Source organism: Paraburkholderia sp. J41 (genome assembly GCF_905220235.1).
GTDB lineage: Bacteria > Pseudomonadota > Gammaproteobacteria > Burkholderiales > Burkholderiaceae > Paraburkholderia.
Window position 1 is genome coordinate 1 of sequence record NZ_CAJMZE010000061.1, and the last position, 17888, is coordinate 17888.

17 protein-coding genes, 3 tRNA genes and 1 pseudogene are annotated in these 17888 nt (G+C 63.3%); 9 read left to right on the forward strand and 12 right to left on the reverse strand.

The window, feature by feature from the left end; genetic code table 11:
• From U5805_RS30970 to rph, 6 genes and pseudogenes are all read right to left on the reverse strand, one after another.
• Window positions 1–243: pseudogene (locus U5805_RS30970) on the reverse strand (hypothetical protein); the annotation flags it as partial.
• A 58-nt stretch (window positions 244–301) separates the two neighbouring features.
• Window positions 302–589, reverse strand: coding sequence for a hypothetical protein (locus U5805_RS30975; protein WP_322107307.1), 288 nt, complete (start codon window positions 587–589; stop codon window positions 302–304).
• Window positions 590–780: 191 nt separating this feature from the next.
• Window positions 781–870 (reverse strand) — tRNA-Ser (locus U5805_RS30980).
• Window positions 871–944: 74 nt separating this feature from the next.
• On the reverse strand, window positions 945–2114 hold the full coding sequence (gene hemW, locus U5805_RS30985) for a radical SAM family heme chaperone HemW (protein WP_322107321.1): 1170 nt from the start codon (window positions 2112–2114) through the stop codon (window positions 945–947).
• A gap of 44 nt (window positions 2115–2158) precedes the next feature.
• Complete coding sequence (rdgB, locus tag U5805_RS30990) at window positions 2159–2770, reverse strand: RdgB/HAM1 family non-canonical purine NTP pyrophosphatase (RefSeq protein ID WP_322107308.1); 612 nt, start codon at window positions 2768–2770, stop codon at window positions 2159–2161.
• Between the two features lie 82 nt (window positions 2771–2852).
• Window positions 2853–3593, reverse strand: a complete 741-nt coding sequence (rph, locus tag U5805_RS30995) for a ribonuclease PH (RefSeq protein ID WP_322107309.1) — start codon at window positions 3591–3593, stop codon at window positions 2853–2855.
• 448 nt (window positions 3594–4041) lie between these two features.
• Here rph and U5805_RS31000 point away from each other — a divergent pair, with 448 nt between their 5' ends.
• The 5 genes from U5805_RS31000 to U5805_RS31020 all read left to right on the forward strand — a co-directional run bounded on the left by U5805_RS31000 (window position 4042) and on the right by U5805_RS31020 (window position 9054).
• Window positions 4042–4986, forward strand: coding sequence for a YicC family protein (locus U5805_RS31000; protein WP_322107310.1), 945 nt, complete (start codon window positions 4042–4044; stop codon window positions 4984–4986).
• 13 nt (window positions 4987–4999) lie between these two features.
• Window positions 5000–5728 carry a guanylate kinase gene (gene gmk / locus U5805_RS31005; RefSeq protein ID WP_322107311.1) on the forward strand — a complete coding sequence of 243 codons (729 nt, stop codon included), beginning with the start codon at window positions 5000–5002 and terminating at the stop codon, window positions 5726–5728.
• 40 nt (window positions 5729–5768) lie between these two features.
• On the forward strand, window positions 5769–5972 hold the full coding sequence (gene rpoZ, locus U5805_RS31010) for a DNA-directed RNA polymerase subunit omega (RefSeq protein ID WP_027817423.1): 204 nt from the start codon (window positions 5769–5771) through the stop codon (window positions 5970–5972).
• Between the two features lie 114 nt (window positions 5973–6086).
• Window positions 6087–8453: a bifunctional (p)ppGpp synthetase/guanosine-3',5'-bis(diphosphate) 3'-pyrophosphohydrolase gene (locus U5805_RS31015; RefSeq protein WP_322107312.1), complete on the forward strand. Its 2367-nt coding sequence runs from the start codon at window positions 6087–6089 to the stop codon at window positions 8451–8453.
• 121 nt (window positions 8454–8574) lie between these two features.
• Window positions 8575–9054 (forward strand): phage protein NinX family protein, encoded by a 480-nt coding sequence (locus U5805_RS31020; protein WP_322107313.1) that lies wholly within the window; start codon window positions 8575–8577, stop codon window positions 9052–9054.
• A 100-nt stretch (window positions 9055–9154) separates the two neighbouring features.
• Here the strand turns inward: U5805_RS31020 and U5805_RS31025 are convergent.
• Window positions 9155–9231, reverse strand: a tRNA-Arg gene (locus U5805_RS31025).
• 81 nt (window positions 9232–9312) lie between these two features.
• A tRNA-Arg gene (locus tag U5805_RS31030) sits at window positions 9313–9389 on the reverse strand.
• Between the two features lie 169 nt (window positions 9390–9558).
• On the opposite strand from U5805_RS31030, the gene greB reads away from it, so the two are divergent.
• On the forward strand, window positions 9559–10116 hold the full coding sequence (greB, locus tag U5805_RS31035) for a transcription elongation factor GreB (protein WP_322107314.1): 558 nt from the start codon (window positions 9559–9561) through the stop codon (window positions 10114–10116).
• A gap of 156 nt (window positions 10117–10272) precedes the next feature.
• Here the strand turns inward: greB and U5805_RS31040 are convergent, their stop codons facing one another.
• Window positions 10273–11445 carry a porin gene (locus U5805_RS31040; protein ID WP_322107315.1) on the reverse strand — a complete coding sequence of 391 codons (1173 nt, stop codon included), beginning with the start codon at window positions 11443–11445 and terminating at the stop codon, window positions 10273–10275.
• Window positions 11446–11979: 534 nt separating this feature from the next.
• Window positions 11980–12180: a hypothetical protein gene (locus U5805_RS31045; protein WP_322107316.1), complete on the reverse strand. Its 201-nt coding sequence runs from the start codon at window positions 12178–12180 to the stop codon at window positions 11980–11982.
• A gap of 410 nt (window positions 12181–12590) precedes the next feature.
• On the opposite strand from U5805_RS31045, the gene U5805_RS31050 reads away from it, so the two are divergent.
• Window positions 12591–12794: a cold-shock protein gene (locus tag U5805_RS31050; protein WP_322107317.1), complete on the forward strand. Its 204-nt coding sequence runs from the start codon at window positions 12591–12593 to the stop codon at window positions 12792–12794.
• Between the two features lie 396 nt (window positions 12795–13190).
• Complete coding sequence (locus U5805_RS31055; RefSeq protein WP_322107318.1) at window positions 13191–14366, forward strand: exonuclease domain-containing protein; 1176 nt, start codon at window positions 13191–13193, stop codon at window positions 14364–14366.
• Window positions 14367–14376: 10 nt separating this feature from the next.
• On the opposite strand, the gene U5805_RS31060 is transcribed toward U5805_RS31055, so the two are convergent.
• A complete protein-coding gene (locus U5805_RS31060) occupies window positions 14377–14967 on the reverse strand; it encodes a chorismate mutase (protein ID WP_322107319.1) in 591 nt (196 codons plus the stop codon).
• 196 nt (window positions 14968–15163) lie between these two features.
• Entirely contained in the window at window positions 15164–15313 is a 150-nt protein-coding gene (locus U5805_RS31065; protein ID WP_199272259.1) for a hypothetical protein, read from the reverse strand.
• 679 nt (window positions 15314–15992) lie between these two features.
• Here U5805_RS31065 and U5805_RS31070 point away from each other — a divergent pair.
• On the forward strand, window positions 15993–17792 hold the full coding sequence (locus U5805_RS31070) for a tetratricopeptide repeat protein (RefSeq protein WP_322107320.1): 1800 nt from the start codon (window positions 15993–15995) through the stop codon (window positions 17790–17792).
• Window positions 17793–17888 lie beyond the last annotated feature (96 nt).

The following is a 17888-nucleotide window of genomic DNA, read 5'->3' on the forward strand; positions in this document are numbered from 1 at the left end:
CGCGCCTGGGGGCGTCTCGCCGTTGCGCATGTGGCTCTGCGTTGCCGCCGCGACGTGCGGCCTCTGTGTGGCCTTCTGGAGCGTGCGCCGGTTTGCCCTGCGCCATGCCGTGCCGACCTGCGCGGCGTCAATCAGCCCATCGTCCCCACGCACCAGCGCGCCGCGCTCGACGCCGCGCCGCACCTGTTTTTCGTTGCATCCTTCGCGGCGTGCAAACTCGCTGGCGTTGATGCGTTCGGACATTTCGCACCTCGGACAATTTTTATGATGGCTCGCTACAGCCAGATCGCGCTGTGCAAACTCACTCGCCCGGTTCTTCGTCCCATCCGCGTTGCCAGGCCGTTCGGCGTATCGTCGCATTCAGGTGCTTGGCCATTACGGCATTTGCAAGCGCGGTTTGCGCCGTCCGTACCCATGCAATCCCGCTGCTATCGGTCATGTTGCTTTCGGGGTCCCTGAAGTATTTCCGGGTCTCGTCGATAGAATGCGGGTCAACCCCGGCGATAAGCGCCGCTGCATCTTCCACGCTGAGCGGGTCAACCAGGTTCCACAGCGGATTGATTGCTCTGTATGAATACGGGTCGTTCACGATGCCCCCCGCAAGCGTCACGAATGTAGAGACGGATTCTAGCGGAACGAAGCGGCTAGGCGACTGGCGAGCCATCGGGCGGAATCGCTCGCCCAGCCGTGAAACACTGCTCGCTGATGGGCTATTTGATGGGCCGGAAAAAACAAAAACCCCATAAGTCCTTGAACTTACAGGGTTTCCACCGCCCTTTCTGGCGGAGGCGGTGAGATTCGAACTCACGGAAGGGTTACCCCTTCGCCGGTTTTCAAGACCGGTGCATTCAACCACTCTGCCACACCTCCGGAGCCGCGCATTGTAACCTGGATCGTTCGCCGCACGGCAGCCTCGGCGCATAAACGCCGTTCGCATCAAAGCTTCACGCGTCGTCCTTCAAAAACAGCGCTTGCAGGTCGTTGAGGAAGCGTTGGCCGAGTTCGGTCGGCGCGATTTTTTCGTGGTCGCGCGTGATGAGTCCGCGTTGTTCCGCATCGCGCAGCGCCGGCTCGATCGTCGTGATCGGCAAGCCCGTGCGCTCGATGAAGCGATGCACCGGAAAGCCTTCCACGAGCCGCAGCGCGTTCAGCATGAATTCGAACGGCAGATCGCGCGCGCTCACCTCGTGTTCTTCCTGGATCGGCGTGCCGGCGCGCGCCTGTTCGATGAACGACGTCGGATGCTTGTAGCGCATCTGGCGCACGATCCGGTTCGGAAACGAGAGCTTCGAATGCGCGCCCGCGCCGATGCCGAGGTAATCGCCGAAACGCCAGTAGTTGAGGTTGTGCTGCGACTGCCGGCCCGGCTGCGCATACGCCGACACCTCGTAGCGCCCATAGCCTGCCTCGGCGGTGCGCGCGTGAATCCATTCCTGCATGTCGGCGGATTGATCGTCGTCGGGCAGCGTGGGCGGAAACTTCGCGAACAGCGTGTTCGGTTCGAGCGTGAGGTGATAGAGCGACAGATGCGGCGGCTTGAACGCGAACGCCGTTTCAATGTCGGCCTGACATTCGGCGAGCGTTTGCTGCGGCAGCGCGAACATCAGGTCGAGGTTGAAGTTGTCGAACGTGCTCGCCGCGACTTCCACGGCATGACGCGCCTGCGCCGCGTCGTGAATCCGGCCGAGCGCCTTCAAATGCGCCTCGTTGAAACTCTGGATGCCGACCGAAAGCCGGTTCACGCCGCTTGCGCGAAACTGCGCGAATTTCGCGGCTTCGAAGGTGCCGGGATTCGCTTCGAGCGTGATTTCGGCGTCGGCGTCGAGCGGCAGCAGCGCGCGCACGTCGGAAAGCAGGCGGTCGAGTCCCTTGGCCGAAAGCAGGCTGGGCGTGCCGCCGCCGATGAAGATCGTGTGTACCTGGCGGCCCCACACGAGCGGGAGCGCCTGTTCGAGGTCGGCGCGCAAGGCGTCGAGATAATCGTCTTCGGGAAAGCGCTCGCCTTTCCACTCGTGCGAGTTGAAATCGCAATACGGGCACTTGCGCACGCACCACGGAAAATGCACGTAAAGCGAAAGCGGCGGCAGCGAAGTCAGGCGAACGCTGCCCGGCATCGTGAACGACTTCACGACTTCGATGCCGATGCGGTGCTGCCGGCTCACGCTTCCTCCTGAAGCCGCGCGAGCAGTTGGCGCAGCGCGATCGCGCGATGGCTCGACGCGTTCTTGAGCGCCGGATCGACTTCGGCGGCCGTGGCTTCGAGTTCGGGCACGTAGAAGTAGGGATCGTAGCCAAAGCCGTTCCCGCCGCGCGGCGCGTCGATCACGACGCCCTGCCAGCGGCCTTCGGCGATGAGCGGCTCGGGATCTTCCGCGTGGCGCACGAGCGCGAGCACGCAGTAGTAGTACGCGCGGCGGTCGGCGTGTTCCTTGAGATTGGCGACGAGCAGCGCGTTGTTCGCGGCGTCGCTTTTTTCGCCGCCCGCGCGTTGCGCATAGCGCGCCGAATGCACGCCCGGCGCTCCACGCAGCGCGCGCACGCACAAGCCCGAATCGTCGGCGATGGCGGGCAGGCCCGTGAGCTTCGCCGCGTGACGCGCCTTCGCGAGCGCGTTTTCGACGAAGGTCGGATGCGGTTCCTCGGCTTCCGGCACGTTCAGCGCGCCTTGCGGCACGAGTTCGATGCCGGCCGCGCCCAGCAGCGCCGCGAATTCGCGCAGCTTGCCCGCGTTGTTCGACGCGAGCACGACGCGCTTCATAGCGCTATTCATGGCGCCGTTCGTGGCGCCGCTCGTCGCGGTTGCGCCGCCTGGGGCGCCGGTCGAGGCGCTGTTCGAAGCGCTGTTTAAAGCATCAGCCATGCACGATCTCCAGCGCGGCTTTCTGCTTTTCGATCAGCGTGCGGATACCGCCTTGCGCGAGGTCGATCAGCGCGCTGAGTTCGTCGCGCGAGAACGGCGCGCCTTCGGCCGTGCCCTGAACTTCGACAAGCCCTCCCGAGCCCGTCATCACCACGTTCATGTCGGTGTCGCACTGCGAATCTTCGGCATAGTCGAGATCGAGCACGGGCACGCCCTCGTGGATGCCGACCGAAATCGCGGCCACGTAGTCGCGGATCGGCGAGCGTTCGAGGCGGCCGGTGGCGAGCAGCTTCGACACGGCATCGTGCGCCGCGACGAACGCGCCCGTGATGCTGGCCGTGCGCGTGCCGCCGTCGGCTTGCAGCACGTCGCAGTCGAGATTGATGGTGCGCGCGCCGAGCGCTTCGAGGTCGAACACCGCGCGCATCGCCCGGCCGATCAGGCGCTGGATTTCCTGCGTGCGGCCGGTTTGCTTGCCGCGCGCGGCTTCGCGGTCGCTGCGCGTGTGCGTGGCGCGCGGCAGCATGCCGTATTCGGCCGTGAGCCAGCCTTGGCCCTTGTCGCGCAGGAACGGCGGCACGCTTTCGGAGACGCTCGCGGTGCACAGCACCTTGGTGTCGCCGAATTCGACGAGCACCGAGCCTTCGGCGTGCTTCGTGTAGTGGCGGGTGATGCGGACGTCGCGAAGCTGGTCGGCCGCGCGGCCCGACGGGCGCTGGATCGGTTGGGTCATCGTGGAAGGTGCCGGTTTGCGTGCATGGAGCACGGCGGGGAAGGGAAACCGCAATTTTACCGCCTTCGTGCGCGGCGCGATGCGTGCCGCCCGCCCGGCGAAAGCGGTGCGCGCCGGGCGGCGCGCGAGGCAGGGAAGCCGGCGCGGTGGAAGCGTGACGCAAACGTGATGGAAGCGTGACGGGACGTCGGGGCGAGAAGCCGCGCGCCAGCCGCCGCGAGCGCGCGCACGAGAAGCCACGGGAAGCCACGAGAGAAGCGCGCGGCACGGGCGCGCGGACACGCGCATTCGAAGGGCGCGCCGCCAAAAATGGGATAATACGGATTCTCCGCTCCGCGCTCTCGTCCGTTTCCCAGACCGTCGACGACTACGCGCCGGGCGCCTCGATTTTCCCGCCGTGCTCCGCGCGCGTTTGGCGCGACACCACGGCTTCTTCGCGAGACGAACCATGATTTACAGCATGACCGGCTATGCCAGCGCCACGCGCGAGCTTGCTGCGGCATCGGGCGCGGGCGGCGCGAGCGTTTCCGTCGAATTGCGCACCGTGAATTCGCGCTTCCTCGACCTGAACTTCCGCATGCCCGAGGACGTTCGCGTGATCGAGCCGACGCTGCGCGAGATGCTGATGACGAAGCTCTCGCGCGGCAAGGTCGACATCCGCATCAACATCCAGCGCGCCGAGCAGGCCGCCAACGCGGGCGCGCTCAACCGCGACGCGCTGGAACAGCTTGCCGTGCTGGAGCGCGCGGTGCTCGATGCGTTTCCCGAGTCGGGCCGGTTGCGCACGGGCGAAATCCTGCGCTGGCCGGGCGTGCTCGCCGAAAGCGGCGTGGCGCCCGAGGTGCTGCGCGACGCGGTGCTCGGCTGCGGCAAGCAAGCCATCGCCGATCTCATCGAAGTGCGCGCGCGCGAAGGCGCGCAACTCGCGACCATGCTGCTCGCGAACGTCACCGAGATGGAAGCGATCGTCGCGCGCATCACGCCGCTCGTGCCGGAACTGATCGCGAAGCATCAGCAGAAGATCGTCGAGCGCTTGCAGGAAGCGCTCGGCATTGCAGCGCCCATTGGCGAAGGGAACGGCAGCGGCGGCAACATCGGCAACATTTCGCGCGACGAAGTGGCCGAACGCATTCGCCAGGAAGTGACGATGTACGGCATCCGCATCGACATCGCCGAAGAACTGTCGCGTCTCACCGCGCATCTGAATGAAACGCGCCATGTGATCGAGAAGGGCGGGCGCGTGGGCAAGCGGCTCGACTTCATGATGCAGGAGCTCAACCGCGAAGCGAACACGCTGGGCTCGAAGGCGGCGGCGAAGGAGCTTGCCGATGCCTCGATGACGCTCAAGCTGCTCATCGAGCAGATGCGCGAGCAAGTGCAGAATCTGGAATAAGGAAGCAACCAACATGACCGACTCCACCCACGCGTCGCTCACGGAAGTGAAAGCCGCCGACGTGAAGCCCGAGAAGAAGCGCAATCCGTACGCGGGCACGTATCCCGGCAATCTGTTCATGGTGGTCGCGCCTTCGGGCGCGGGCAAGTCCACGCTCGTGAACGCGTTGCTCGCCGAGGACAGCGCGATCCGTCTGTCGATCTCGTACACGACGCGCGAGCCGCGTTCGAAGGAGCGCGACGGCGAGCATTACCACTTCACGACCGTCGACGATTTCCTCACGCGTCATGCGGCCGGCGAGTTTCTCGAAAGCGCGGAAGTGCATGGCAACTACTACGCCACCTCGCGCGTGTGGATCGAGGACCAGATGAAGCAGGGCTGCGACGTGCTGCTCGAAATCGACTGGCAGGGCGCGCAGCAGGTGAAGAAACAGTTTCGCAACGCGGTGGAGATTTTCATCCTGCCGCCGTCGCTCGAAGCGCTCGCCGACCGCCTGAAAAAGCGCGGCGAGGACGAACCGAACGTGATCACGCGGCGTCTGCTGGCGGCAGGCAGCGAGATTGCGCATGCCAGCGAGTCGGAGTACGTCGTCATCAACGAAAACTTCGATCGTGCGTTGCAGGAACTGCGCAACATCGTGAGCGCGACGCGTCTGCGTTTCGCTTCGCAATATGCGCGGCATACGGAGCTGTTCGTGCAGCTCGGTATCCACCAGCCCCAGCCCGGCGCATCGGGCACATAAGGTAGAATAAGAACCTGCTGAGAATGAGAAGGAAACCGACATGGCCCGCATCACCGTCGAAGATTGTTTGAAACAGATTCCGAACCGCTTCGAACTGGCGCTCGCCGCGACGTATCGCGCGCGCCAGCTCGCACAAGGTCACACGCCGAAGATCGAAAGCCGCGACAAGCCGACCGTCGTCGCGCTGCGCGAGATCGCTTCCGGCCAGGTGGGTCTGGAAATGCTGAAGAAGGTGCCGGTCTAACGGCATCGGGGCACGCCTTCACGCGTGCCCGTTTTTGCTTTACCGTCATTCGTCATACGCGCAGCCGCAACGATCGCATCAACCGTCAACGCCAGACCTGATACGGAGGGGAACATGAGCACGACGCCCTCACCGGCCACCGAGGTGGACCAGGAAGCCGAGACCGCGAACCCTGCGCGCAATTACATCGACGCGGTTCTCGAACAGTCGTTTCGCCATCTGTTCGGGCCCACCGCGACGCCGGAGCAGCCCCGCAAGCACGGGGTCGTCTCCATCGCCAATCTGACCGCCGCGCTTTCCGGTTACCTCACGCCCGAGGAAATCAAGGAAGTGAAGGCGGCGTTCCACTTCAGCGACGAAGCCCACCTCGGGCAATATCGCCAGAGCGGCGAACCCTATATCACCCATCCCGTCGCCGTCGCGGAAATCTGCGCCGGCTGGAAGCTCGACGCGCAGTCGATCATGGCCGCGCTCCTGCACGACGTGATGGAAGACCAGGGCGTGACCAAGGCGGAACTCGCCGAGCGCTTCGGCGCGAAAGTCGCGGAACTGGTCGACGGCCTGTCGAAACTCGACAAGATGGAGTTTCGCAACCGCGAGGAAGCGCAGGCGGAAAATTTCCGCAAGATGCTGCTCGCGATGGCGCGCGACGTGCGCGTCATTCTCGTCAAGCTCGCCGACCGGCTGCACAACATGCGCACGCTCGGCGCGGTGCCGCCCGAGAAGCGCCGCCGCGTGGCGCGCGAAACCATCGACATCTACGCGCCCATCGCGCACCGTCTGGGCCTGAACAACACGTATCGCGAGTTGCAGGACCTGAGCTTTGCGAACTTCAATCCAAACCGCTACGCCACGCTCGAAAAAGCGGTGAAGTCGGCGCGCGGCAATCGGCGCGAAGTGGTGAGCAAGATTCTCGAAGCGGTGCAGCGCGCGATCGCCGAGGCGAAGCTCGACGCCGAAGTCACGGGCCGCGAGAAAACCATCTTCAGCATCTACAAGAAGATGCGCGACAAGCAGTTGTCGTTCTCGCAGGTGCTCGACGTGTACGGCTTTCGCGTGGTGGTGGAGTCGGCGCTCGAATGCTATACGTGCATCGGCGCGCTCCATGCGCTCTACAAGCCGGTGCCGGGCAAGTTCAAGGATTACATCGCCATTCCCAAGGTGAACGGCTATCAGTCGCTGCACACCACGCTCGTGGGTCCGTTCGGCGCGCCCATCGAGTTTCAGGTGCGCACGCGCAAGATGCACGAGATCGCCGAAGCGGGCGTGGCCGCGCACTGGCTTTACAAGAACGGCGGCGCTGACCTGAACGACGTGCAAAAGCGCGCGCACCAGTGGCTCAAGTCGCTGCTCGACATTCAGAGCGAAGCGGGCGACTCCAGTGAATTCCTCGAACACGTCAAGATCGACCTGTTCCCGGATGCCGTGTACGTGTTCACGCCGAAGTCGAAAATCATGGCGTTGCCGCGCGGCGCCACGGCGCTCGACTTCGCGTATTCGATCCACAGCGACCTGGGCAACCAGTGCGTCGCGGTGAAGATCAACAACGAATTGCTGCCGCTGCGCACGGAGCTCAAGAGCGGCGACATCGTGGAAGTGATCACGGCGCCGTATTCGAAGCCGAACCCCGCGTGGCTCGGTTTCGTGCGCACCGGCAAGGCGCGTTCCGCGATCCGTCATTATCTCAAGACGATGCGGCTCACGGAGTCCGTGCAGCTTGGCGAGCGGCTCGTCGATCAGGCGCTCAAGGGCTACGGCTACCAGCTTGCCGAAGTGTCGCCGGAAGTGTGGGACAAGCTCGTGCAGTGGACGGGCAACAAGAACCGCCAGGAAATTTTCGCCGACATCGGCCTTGGCCGGCGCGTGGCGGCGGTCATGGCCAAGCGCATCGAAGTGCTGATGAACGGCCAGGACGCCGACGATCCCGAGCATCATCACGCGCCGCGCGACCCGAACGCGCCGCATGCGCCGCCGGTCGTCATCACGGGCACGGAAGGCATGTCGGTGCAGCTTTCGGCCTGTTGCCGCCCGATTCCCGGCGACGACATCATGGGTTACATCGGCATCGGGCTCGGCATGGCGATTCACACCACCGACTGCCGCGTGGCGCAGCGCATTCACCGCCGCGATCCGGGCCGCTGGATCGACGTCGCCTGGGCGCCGCAGCCGGGACGCCTGTTCGACGTCGCCGTGAAGGTGCTCGTGAAGAACACCAAGGGCGTATTCGCGCGCGTGGCCGCCGACATCACGTCCGCCGACGCCAATATTGTCCACATCGCCATGGACGACGACCTCGCGCAGGAGTCGAATCTGCTGCGCTTCGTGATCCAGGTGAGCGATCGCGTGCATCTTGCGAACGTCATGCGCCGCGTGCGCACCAACCCGGACGTGATGCGCATTGCGCGCGAGCGTCCGAGCGACGACGGGCATCATCGTCACGACGGCGGCATGCGCATCGACCGCGAGCGCGCGGACTACTAGCGGCTGGCCACTGAGCCGGCGCCGCGTTCCGGCGTCGCGCCGTTGCAACCGTTCGGGGGCGGCCCGGCTTTTGCGGCACAAAGCGTTGCGATTCACCTTCGAATCCGAGACGAGGGCACACATGAACGTAGCTGATCTCACCGGCATGGCGCTCGACTATTGGGTCGCGCGCAGCCTGCCGGAATTCGTGCGCGAAATCTATTTCACCGACAGCGGCGAAACCGTCGCCGTGCGCGGCAACGACCGCGGCCGTCCCTGGGACGGCCGCTTCATGCCGAGCGAGTCGTGGGAAGCGGCGGGCGTGGTGCTCGAACGCTCACGGCGCATCGACTTGCGCGACGGCGATCCCGCCTATTGTTCGGCCGAATTCGAGGGCGGTACGCGCGCCGTGGAGGCGCACGGCGCGACGCGGCGCGAGGCGTTGCTGAGGGCGTTCGTGGCGAGCCGCTTCGGCGAGACGGTGGGGCAGATGCTGCGCCAGCCGCAAGCGCTCAACGGCACGACCATGGAGCTGGTGGACGAGCCTGGCGCCGTGGGCGACGTGGAGGACTTGCCACGTCCCGACGGGCAGATTGGCGACGTCAAATCGTTGCCGCGCTGATTCGGCGAAAGGGCGCTGCCGAGCCGGCTTCGAAAGGTCACGCGGAAAACGGCGCTAAAAAGACAAAGGGCCTTTCCGTAAGGAAAGGCCCTTCGAATGGTGGCGCGGCTGGCAGGATTCGAACCCACGACCCCTTGGTTCGTAGCCAAGTACTCTATCCAACTGAGCTACAGCCGCACGCAAAAGCGTGACATCAACTACTGAATACTGCTTGAAACCTTTCGTGCTTGCCTAGAAGCAGGAAACGCTTCGAATAAGTGGCGCGGCTGGCAGGATTCGAACCCACGACCCCTTGGTTCGTAGCCAAGTACTCTATCCAACTGAGCTACAGCCGCACGCAGAAGTGAGATTATAGCAAAGGTTTTGGAAAAGGGAAGGACTTCGGCGCGATTTGTCTCGATTTGTCTTATCGTGTGCATCGCGTGTAACCTGACCGGACAAGGGCCACGCTCAAAAGGCCGCGCCCATAAGTCAGGCTACGAACGCGCATTTCATCGATCCATCATGAACAAGGCTTTTGTCAAAGAATCGACCGACAACGACGACGACGAACTCGAAGCCGGTCTGCCGCCCATTCCACCCGGTGCGAAGAACTACATCACGCCTGCGGGCTACGAGCGCATGCGCAGCGAGCTGCTGCACCTCATTGACGAGGCACGGCCCGAAGTCGTGAAGCTCGTGTCGTGGGCGGCCTCGAACGGCGACCGCTCCGAGAACGGCGATTACATCTACGGCAAGCGACGGCTGCGCGAAATCGACCGGCGTATCCGCTTTCTCACGAAGCGGCTCGATCTGGCCGAAGTGGTCGACAGCAGCCGGCAGGAGAGTGTCGATCAGGTGTTTTTCGGCGCGACGGTCGAGTACGGGACCGAGGACGGCGAGGTGCATACGATCACGATCGTCGGTATCGACGAAGTGGATCTCGATCACGGCCACGTGAGCTGGATTTCACCCATTGCGCGCGCGTTGCTCAAGGCGAAGATCGGCGATCAGGTGATTCTGCATACGCCTGCGGGACCCACGCCCATCGACGTGCTAGACGTGAGCTACCCGGCGGTATAGCGCGGTTCGTGCGCCTTGTCGGCGGGTTTGGCTGGCAGGTTTTGTCGGCAGAAATGAGAAAAGGCGCCGCAAGCGGCGCCTTTTGCGTTGCCGGACTGGCCGAAGCGGCCAGTCGCGAGCTTGCATCCAGGCCTTGAAACAGGCCCGGAGGCAGGCTTAGAAGCGGTGACGCATGCCAACCGTCACGGCAACCTGGTCTTGCGTCGTCGACGCCGAGCCGAGGCCGTTCAGGTAAGCACCGATGTTCGCCGGGTTCGACGAAACGTGCTGCCAGTCGCCCTGGAGGTAGACGTCCGTGCGCTTCGACAGTGCGTAGTCCGACTGCAGAGCGACCGTGTTGTAGTTCGGGTTCACGCCGCCGCCGAGGCTTGCACGCGTGTACGTGTAAGCACCTGCCAGGCTCAGGGCCGGGGTCAGAGCGTAACGGATGTTACCTTCAAAGTTCTGGAAGCGAGCACCGTTTGCGCCGAACGCGAAGCCGTTGGTACGGCCCGTTTGCGCCGCCGAGATGCCGCCGCCTGCTGCGTCGCTCAGGTTCGTCTGCGTGTATACGATGCCAGCCGTTGCCGGGCCGAACGTGTAGTTCACGCCGCCGCCGAACGTGCGCTGACGGCCAGCCAGGAACGTCCATTCGCCGGTTTGCGCGCCTGCTGCGCTCGATGCTGGGCCGTTCGCGTTCGCGAACGTGGCGTTCGTGATGTCGTTGTTGAGTTGCAGGTAGCCGCCAGCAACGTTCAGGCCGCCCCAGTTATACGAAGCACCGAAGCTGTACGCACGGTTGTTCGCGAATTGCGAGCTGTTCGAGAACGAGTACGTGCCGCCGAACTTGAAGCCAGCGTAGTTGACGCTGCTGTACTTGATCGTGTTGTTGAAACGGACCGAGTTGTTCAGGTTGTCGTTGTCATACGGGTGCGCCGCGATCGTGCCGCCGTATTGCGTGCCGGTGTTCGACAGCGGAGCGAGGTAATCGACGACGGAGTCGTATTGACGGCCGAGGGTGACGGCACCGTACTGGTTGCTTGCCAGACCGACGAACGCTTGACGGCCGAACATGCGGCCCGACTGGCCGAGCGAACCGTTATCGATGTTGAAGCCGTCTTCCAACGTGAAGATCGCCTTCAGACCGCCACCGAGGTCTTCCGAGCCGCGCAGGCCCCAACGGCTGCCGTTGACCGTGCCGCTCGACGCCTTCCACAGGCTATGACCGCCCGAGTTGTTGGCGTACGTGATGCCTGCGTCGATCAGGCCGTACAGCGTAACGCTGCTTTGCGCGTGAGCAGCCGTTGCAAAAACGCCCGTCAGGGCAGCGACCATGAGAGTCTTTTTCATCTTTGTAAACTCCGAGAACAGAGGTGGGTTTCGTCGAACCCTGTTTGGGAAACCGTCCACGCGAATCGCAGCGAGAGGCATGTTCGCGTGGTACGAATTAATCCGCCGGATCGGTTTCCAGACAGGCAGAGTGTAGAGAGGGTGCTCGGAAACGGGGTATTCCGATTTGCGCAATAAAGTATTGCGGCAGAGGAAATTATTTAGAAAATCGCTGCGAGGCCCGTCTGTAAAGGGCTTCAGCGAAATTCGAGGCGCGCGGTGAAAAGTGTCAACCGAACAAGCGTTGTGCAATCGCTACAGGAAAGCCACCGTAATCGAGCGCGAAATTGTTTTAAACACCGCATTCGATTATTGCGTCTGACGTAACAGAGGATTGTGCGCCGCACGCTTAATGGTCAGACATGGCTGCGGCTATACTGTAATGGCTGCTTTTCGAAGCAGACTTTTTCGTTGACGAAAAAGATCTCCAAACCTTTGTCGGCGCGGCCTTTCAGCCGCGCTTTTTTTTGCCTCGCACTTAAGGTCTATCGAGCCTTATCGAGCTTCCGCATGGGGCGGCTCGGGTTGCAGGCTCCAGTCTTCCATTACGTAATGCCGCGCGTCCATCGGTGAACACAGCAGGTTATGCCAGTGGTCGCCGTGCCAGGAGCCGTAGGTGTCGGCCTCCGCAGCCGTCGGCGTCACGCCTTCGTTGCGCACGAGCCAGTGAATCCATCGCCGTAAAATCGTCAGCATGATCGCCTCCCGGATTCCGCTAACACTATGAATTTTGGGTTGAATGCATTACCCGAACAACCGGGAAAAACACTTACGTTTGACACGAATTGTTACACTCCGGGAAATCTTTCCGGGGAAAAGAAATGTCAGACAGATAATCGGGTAAAAATGACGCGGAGAGTGGCTTTATTCGCCTTGCATGTGCTTTTTTGCTGAATTTTTGACGCGCGCGGGTTTATCGAGAAATCGGGAATGCTGTTATAAAAAATTCGCTTGACTGGCGATTGGCGTTCCCTTTATAACGGCAAGGCTGATTTTTGTTTCGCTGCTTAACCTTTACGTAGGTCGGCGAATGCGGGACAGCAGAATTGGCTGACTTTCGGCGTAAGGGTTAATGCCCGCGTCATTAAAATCTTGAGGGAAAAAGCATGGAAACCGGTATTGTCAAATGGTTCAACGATGCGAAGGGCTTCGGCTTCATCACGTCTGACGCCGGCGGCGACGATCTGTTCGCGCACTTTTCGGAAATCCGCATCGACGGCTTCAAGTCGTTGAAGGAAAACCAGCGCGTCTCGTTCGAAGTCAAGCAGGGACCGAAGGGCAAGCAGGCAGCGAACATCCAGCCGATCTAAGCGCGCCGCGCCGGCGCTTGCCGGGCATGCGGCTCAGGCAGCACATCGGGCGTCATGCCACGCAGCGCAAGATCGCAAGGCCTCGGGAATTCCCGAGGCTTTTTTATTTTGGCATGCGGGAATGCGTAATAACCATTCCGGCGCGTTCCTGCCGATAATGCCGGGAAAACCCCATATTGACGAGATTATATTTTTCTCATTGAGATATCGCGTCGGTGTTTATAAAAAAGCTCGACTTGCGAAAGGGCATCGGAGTCCGCCTGCGTTACGTCGCCGCAAAGGGCGGCATTAATGCGGCAATCCGGCTCATGCCCCGGCCAGTCACGGAGCGCATCGACGCAAACCGTCCGGAGAGTGCATACTTGGGCCGTTTCGTTCTCTTCACGCAGTTGCACCATGTTTGAAACTTCCCAAAGCGCCGCGCCCGCAGCCGGCGAGGTACCCCTTGCTTTCGTCGATCTCGAGACGACGGGCGGCTCGATCGGCGAGCACCGCATCACCGAAATCGGGGTCGTGGAAGTGGTGGACGGACAGGTGACACGGTGGAGCACGCTAGTCGATCCGGGGCAGACGATTCCGCCCTTTATCCAGCAGCTCACCGGCATTACGAACGACATGGTGCGAGGCGCGCCGCGTTTCGCCGAGGTCGCTGCGCAATTGCACGCCCGGCTCGCCGGCAAGCTGTTCGTCGCGCACAACGCGGCGTTCGATCGCGGCTTTCTGCGCGCCGAATTCGAGCGCGTCGGCTTGTCGTTCAATCCCGACGTGCTGTGTACCGTGCGGTTGTCGCGCGCATTGTTTCCAGCCGAAAAGCGCCACGGCCTCGACGCGCTGGTCGAGCGGCATGCGCTCGTGCCGTCGGATCGCCACCGCGCGCTCGCCGACGCCGATCTGGTCTGGCAATTCTGGCAGCGTCTGCGCGGGCTCGTCGCCGCGCCAGCGCTGGCCGCGCAGATCGAGCGGCTCACGCGCCGCCACGTGCTTGCGGGCGATATCACCGACGATCTGATCGAGACCGCGCCGGCCGGCCACGGTGTCTATGCGTTCTACGGCGAAAACGATGTGCCGCTGTACGTCGGACGCAGCGTACGCGTGCGTCAGCGCGTGCGCTCGCACTTGTCGGGCGAACGGCGTTCCGCGCGTGAGCGGCGCATGGCGCAGCAGGTGAGGCGTGTGGCGTGGCGCGCGACGGGCGGCGAGCTGGGCGCGTTGCTGGTCGAGGCGCAATGGATCGCGGAACTGAAGCCGAGCTTCAATCGCGTGCCGCGCCTCTCGAAGCAAGATCCTGTCGATTTGAGCGGCGCCCCCTGGCCGTTCGTTAGCGCGGTGCTCGTGCAGGAACAGGACGCCGCGAGCGGCGTCGACGTTTTCCATCTGATCGATCGCTGGTGTTATGTCGGCGCATACGCGAGCGCGGCCGAAGCCGCGGCGCTCGCCGACGCCTGCGTCGAGCGCCGGTTCGAGCCGTCGACCTGGCGGATCCTGCAAGACCGTTTCGAGCGCGGCTTGCGCGTTCAGCCGCTGCAACCCGCGCAACCCCAGCAATTCGCCGCGGCAATCGACCTCGACTGAGCGCGCCTTATCAGGCGACGCCGCCCACGCCACCCGATTCGCAAACATGCCCGAGCGCCTGGTTCATGGCGTTCGCGCGTGCGGAGTCGTAACGCGTCAGTTGCTTCCAGTTCGCCACGGCTTGCGCGACGCGCGAGGGGCAGTCGGATGCTGCGCGTACCGGCTGGACGCGAGCGAGCGCGCCGATCAACTGGCCGGTGAGCTGGTCGAGCCGCGGCCGCGTGGCCGTGGCGAGATCGGGTGCGGGATCGGCGGGCGCCTGCGAAGTGCGCCACGTCTCGAACAGCGCTTTTTGCACTTGCGTGCTCGCGTCGATCTGATCGCGGAAAAACGCGTGCGCGAATTCGGGATTGACACCGGCCGGTTTCGCGCGTTTCTCGACTTCGGCGATGAGCGCGTTTTCACGCGGGGTGTCGGTGATCGGCTTGTGATGCTGCCACTTCCAGTGCGCGACGGGCTCGGCGAGCGCGAGGCGCTGCGAGACGAGGGCGACGAGATTCGTGAGGGCGGTGTCGTCGCCATCGGCATGCGCGGAAACGACGGGCAGAGCGAGCAGCAGCGCAGCGGCGCAACGCGCGCTCAGGCGGGAGAGCAAGGTCATCGAATGGAACCGGCCGGCGAGGAAAAGCGAAGCATAGCCGGTTATGGCCAGCTTGCGGCCGGCGCGGTACGTCGCGCTCGCTTGGCATGTTCGAGGCGCGCTGCGCTCAGGACGCCGCGCGTGGCGCCACGCGCATCCACGCGCTCGCGCCGCAAGCTGAGTAAATTGGCGAGCGCGCGCGAGCAATGCGCGTGTGTTACTTTTGCTCGTGACCCTTGCGCTGTTCGTCGAGGAAAGCGCGCACGTGAGCAGGGAGTTCGTCCCCGAGAAACTCGACGGCCACCGGTTCCGGGTCCGGGCTGAAGATTTGGTCCGGGGTTGGAATTCTTGGCGGTTTGGCGTCCATGGTAATTCTCCTGTGTAGGCCGATTATCCGACCCGGCACTTCAATTGCGCTACCCCGCTTTTCAGGAACAATCCTTTTCGCGGATGTCTGTTGCTTTAACCGCACAGCGTCACAACTTGATAACCGCCCGGGAATATAATCCTCAGGATATTTTGCGGCCGGCAACCACGAATTCCAGCATCCGGCAAGCCGTCCTTCGCGACCGCTGCTGCGTCTGCAAACTTCCGTATGTCGCGTGCTGCCTCGCCCGCTCGCGGTTCCAACATCTTGCCGCGCCGCGTTGCCGCAACGGCGCGCGTTCCCCGCCAACGACAGATTTCCCGTCACCATCGTCTTATTAACGGCCCATTGTGCGCGCCGGTTGACTGAGAATGTTAAACATAATTAAAACGATGTAAGCGTTCGTTTTAACGTTCCCTGAATTAATGCCGAACGATCGGCGCGCCGCAACGCGATTTATTGCCTGATTTGCATAAATTCTTTCAGCGATGCGCCCGATGTATTGATGCACTTTGATACACATCGGAGCGCGTGCGGCTCGCACCGTCTGACACGCGATGTGGATTTCAGAGATGTCTGATTCGGATGCGCGCCGATCTTCGTTATCTTTAAAAAATCGCGACGCGGCCTTCGCCGTGCATCCATCCGAACTCTCTAGCCGGCCACACGGCGTCACTTCATGAACCACCACGCCATCGCGCTTACTGACGAAGCGAGCGTTTCCGGGACGCTTGCGCTCGCCGATCAGCATTTCGAACATGGCCGCTCGCGAGAAGCGCTTGCCGCGTACGAAGCCGTGCTAGCGTGCGATACGCAGCACGCGCACGCGTTGCATCGCGTCGCGCTCGTGCATTTTCGCGATGGCGATAGCGAGCGCGCACGCGAGTTTCTCGACCGCGCGATTCATGCCGCGCCCGAGCGTGCCGACCTTTGGGAACATCGTGGGCTGCTGGCTGCCCTGGCGCGCGAACTCGTGCCTGCGGAGGCGTTTTATCGGCGCGCGCTCGCGCTGGGCGGCGGCACGGCAACCTTGCATCGCAATCTCGCCGACGTGTTCAAGCTCGCCGGCCGCACTGGCGAGGCGCGTGAGCATTACGAGGCGGCGCTCGTGTGCGACCCGACGCTGCATCATGCGTTGCGGCGTCTCGCGGACCTCAGCCTCGAGGAGAAGCGTTATGGCGATGCCGTCTCCTGGTTGCGCCGCGCGTGCGCACTGAATCGCGCGCATCGCGCCGACAGCATCGACCTGCTGAAAGCGCTTGCGCAACTCGGCGACGAAGCCGCGTGGAATGCGCAACTCGCGCAATTGCGCGCCGAGTTCGCGGCCGATCTCCCGGCGCTCGAAGACCTGGGCTTCGCGCTGAATGACATAGATCGCTACGAGGCCGCTTACGAGGTCTCGATGCAAGGTCTCGCGCTCGATGCCGAACGCGGCGAGCTGCATCACAACGCGGGTTACGCATCCAACATGCTGGGCGATCACGCGGGCATGCGCCATCACGCCGCGCTGGCCGCCCGTCGTCTGCCCGACGACGAGCACGTGCAGTTCAACGTCGCCGTGACGCAGTTGCGCGACGGCGATTTCGCGAACGGGTGGCGGCAATATCGCTGGCACGAACGTCTCGCCGGGAACGCGACGCTCGTGCGCCCGCCGTTTCCCGAGTGGACTGGCGAGCCGCTGGCGGGGCGGCGTTTTCTGCTGGTCGGCGAGCAAGGTCTCGGCGATCAGCTTCAGTCGCTGCGCTACATCGACTGGCTGAACCGGCAAGGCGCGACCGTCGACGTGTGGGTCGACAAGGCGATCGGCGACGTGGCCGCGTGCTCGCGCGGCGTGCATCGCGCGTGGACCACGATGCCGCGCGAGTCCTACGACTACTGGTGCCGCATGTTTCGCCTGCCCGAACACATGGGCCTCACGCTCGACATGTTGCCGCTCGCCATGCCTTACCTCGCTGCGCCACCGACGCTGGTCGAGCGTTGGCGCGGGCGGCTCGATGGTGTGACGCCGCGCAGCGCGGGCAAGCTACGCGTGGGTCTCGTCTGGGCGGGGAACCCCGACTACCGGCTCGATCGCTATCGTTCGCTCGCGCTGCGCGCGTTGCGGCCGGTGCTCGCAACGCAAAGTGTGTCGTGGTTTTCGTTGCAGAAGGGCGGGGCGCAGGAAGAACTGGATGCGCCGCTCGAGGGTGTCGAGATCACGCCGCTCGGCAAGGAGATCGAGCGTTTTACGGATACGCTTGCCATCGTCCAGTCGCTCGATCTCGTGATTACCGTCGATACGTCGGTTGCGCATCTCGCGGGCGCGGCGGGCGTGCCGGTGTGGATTCTGTTGCCGACCTGCACCGACTGGCGCTGGATGACGGCGCGCACCGATAGCCCGTGGTATCCGTCGGCGAGGTTGTTCCGGCAACGGCAACTCGGGCGCTGGGACGACGTGATCGAGGAAGTGGAGCAGGCGCTGGCGGCGCTAACGCGTTGAATGGCGTTGATCGCGCGCCGCATCCGACACGGCGCGCCGGCAGAGCCGCATTACGCTGCCGCTGCAAAGCAAAAAGCCCAGTCCGAAGACTGGGCT

Bases quoted from the DNA above. Each gene is read 5' to 3' on its own strand.
- rpoZ (WP_027817423.1), top strand. From the start codon at position 5,769: ATGGCCCGCATCACCGTCGAAGATTGTTTGAAACAGATTCCGAACCGC.
- U5805_RS31015 (WP_322107312.1), top strand. From the start codon at position 6,087: ATGAGCACGACGCCCTCACCGGCCACCGAGGTGGACCAGGAAGCCGAG.
- U5805_RS31070 (WP_322107320.1), top strand. From the start codon at position 15,993: ATGAACCACCACGCCATCGCGCTTACTGACGAAGCGAGCGTTTCCGGG.
- rdgB (WP_322107308.1), bottom strand. From the start codon at position 2,770: ATGAATAGCGCTATGAAGCGCGTCGTGCTCGCGTCGAACAACGCGGGC.
- rph (WP_322107309.1), bottom strand. From the start codon at position 3,593: ATGACCCAACCGATCCAGCGCCCGTCGGGCCGCGCGGCCGACCAGCTT.
- U5805_RS31060 (WP_322107319.1), bottom strand. From the start codon at position 14,967: ATGACCTTGCTCTCCCGCCTGAGCGCGCGTTGCGCCGCTGCGCTGCTG.
- U5805_RS31055 (WP_322107318.1), top strand. From the start codon at position 13,191: ATGTTTGAAACTTCCCAAAGCGCCGCGCCCGCAGCCGGCGAGGTACCC.
- U5805_RS31050 (WP_322107317.1), top strand. From the start codon at position 12,591: ATGGAAACCGGTATTGTCAAATGGTTCAACGATGCGAAGGGCTTCGGC.
- greB (WP_322107314.1), top strand. From the start codon at position 9,559: ATGAACAAGGCTTTTGTCAAAGAATCGACCGACAACGACGACGACGAA.
- U5805_RS31065 (WP_199272259.1), bottom strand. From the start codon at position 15,313: ATGGACGCCAAACCGCCAAGAATTCCAACCCCGGACCAAATCTTCAGC.
- U5805_RS31040 (WP_322107315.1), bottom strand. From the start codon at position 11,445: ATGAAAAAGACTCTCATGGTCGCTGCCCTGACGGGCGTTTTTGCAACG.
- U5805_RS31020 (WP_322107313.1), top strand. From the start codon at position 8,575: ATGAACGTAGCTGATCTCACCGGCATGGCGCTCGACTATTGGGTCGCG.
- gmk (WP_322107311.1), top strand. From the start codon at position 5,000: ATGACCGACTCCACCCACGCGTCGCTCACGGAAGTGAAAGCCGCCGAC.
- hemW (WP_322107321.1), bottom strand. From the start codon at position 2,114: ATGCCGGGCAGCGTTCGCCTGACTTCGCTGCCGCCGCTTTCGCTTTAC.
- U5805_RS31000 (WP_322107310.1), top strand. From the start codon at position 4,042: ATGATTTACAGCATGACCGGCTATGCCAGCGCCACGCGCGAGCTTGCT.
- U5805_RS31045 (WP_322107316.1), bottom strand. From the start codon at position 12,180: ATGCTGACGATTTTACGGCGATGGATTCACTGGCTCGTGCGCAACGAA.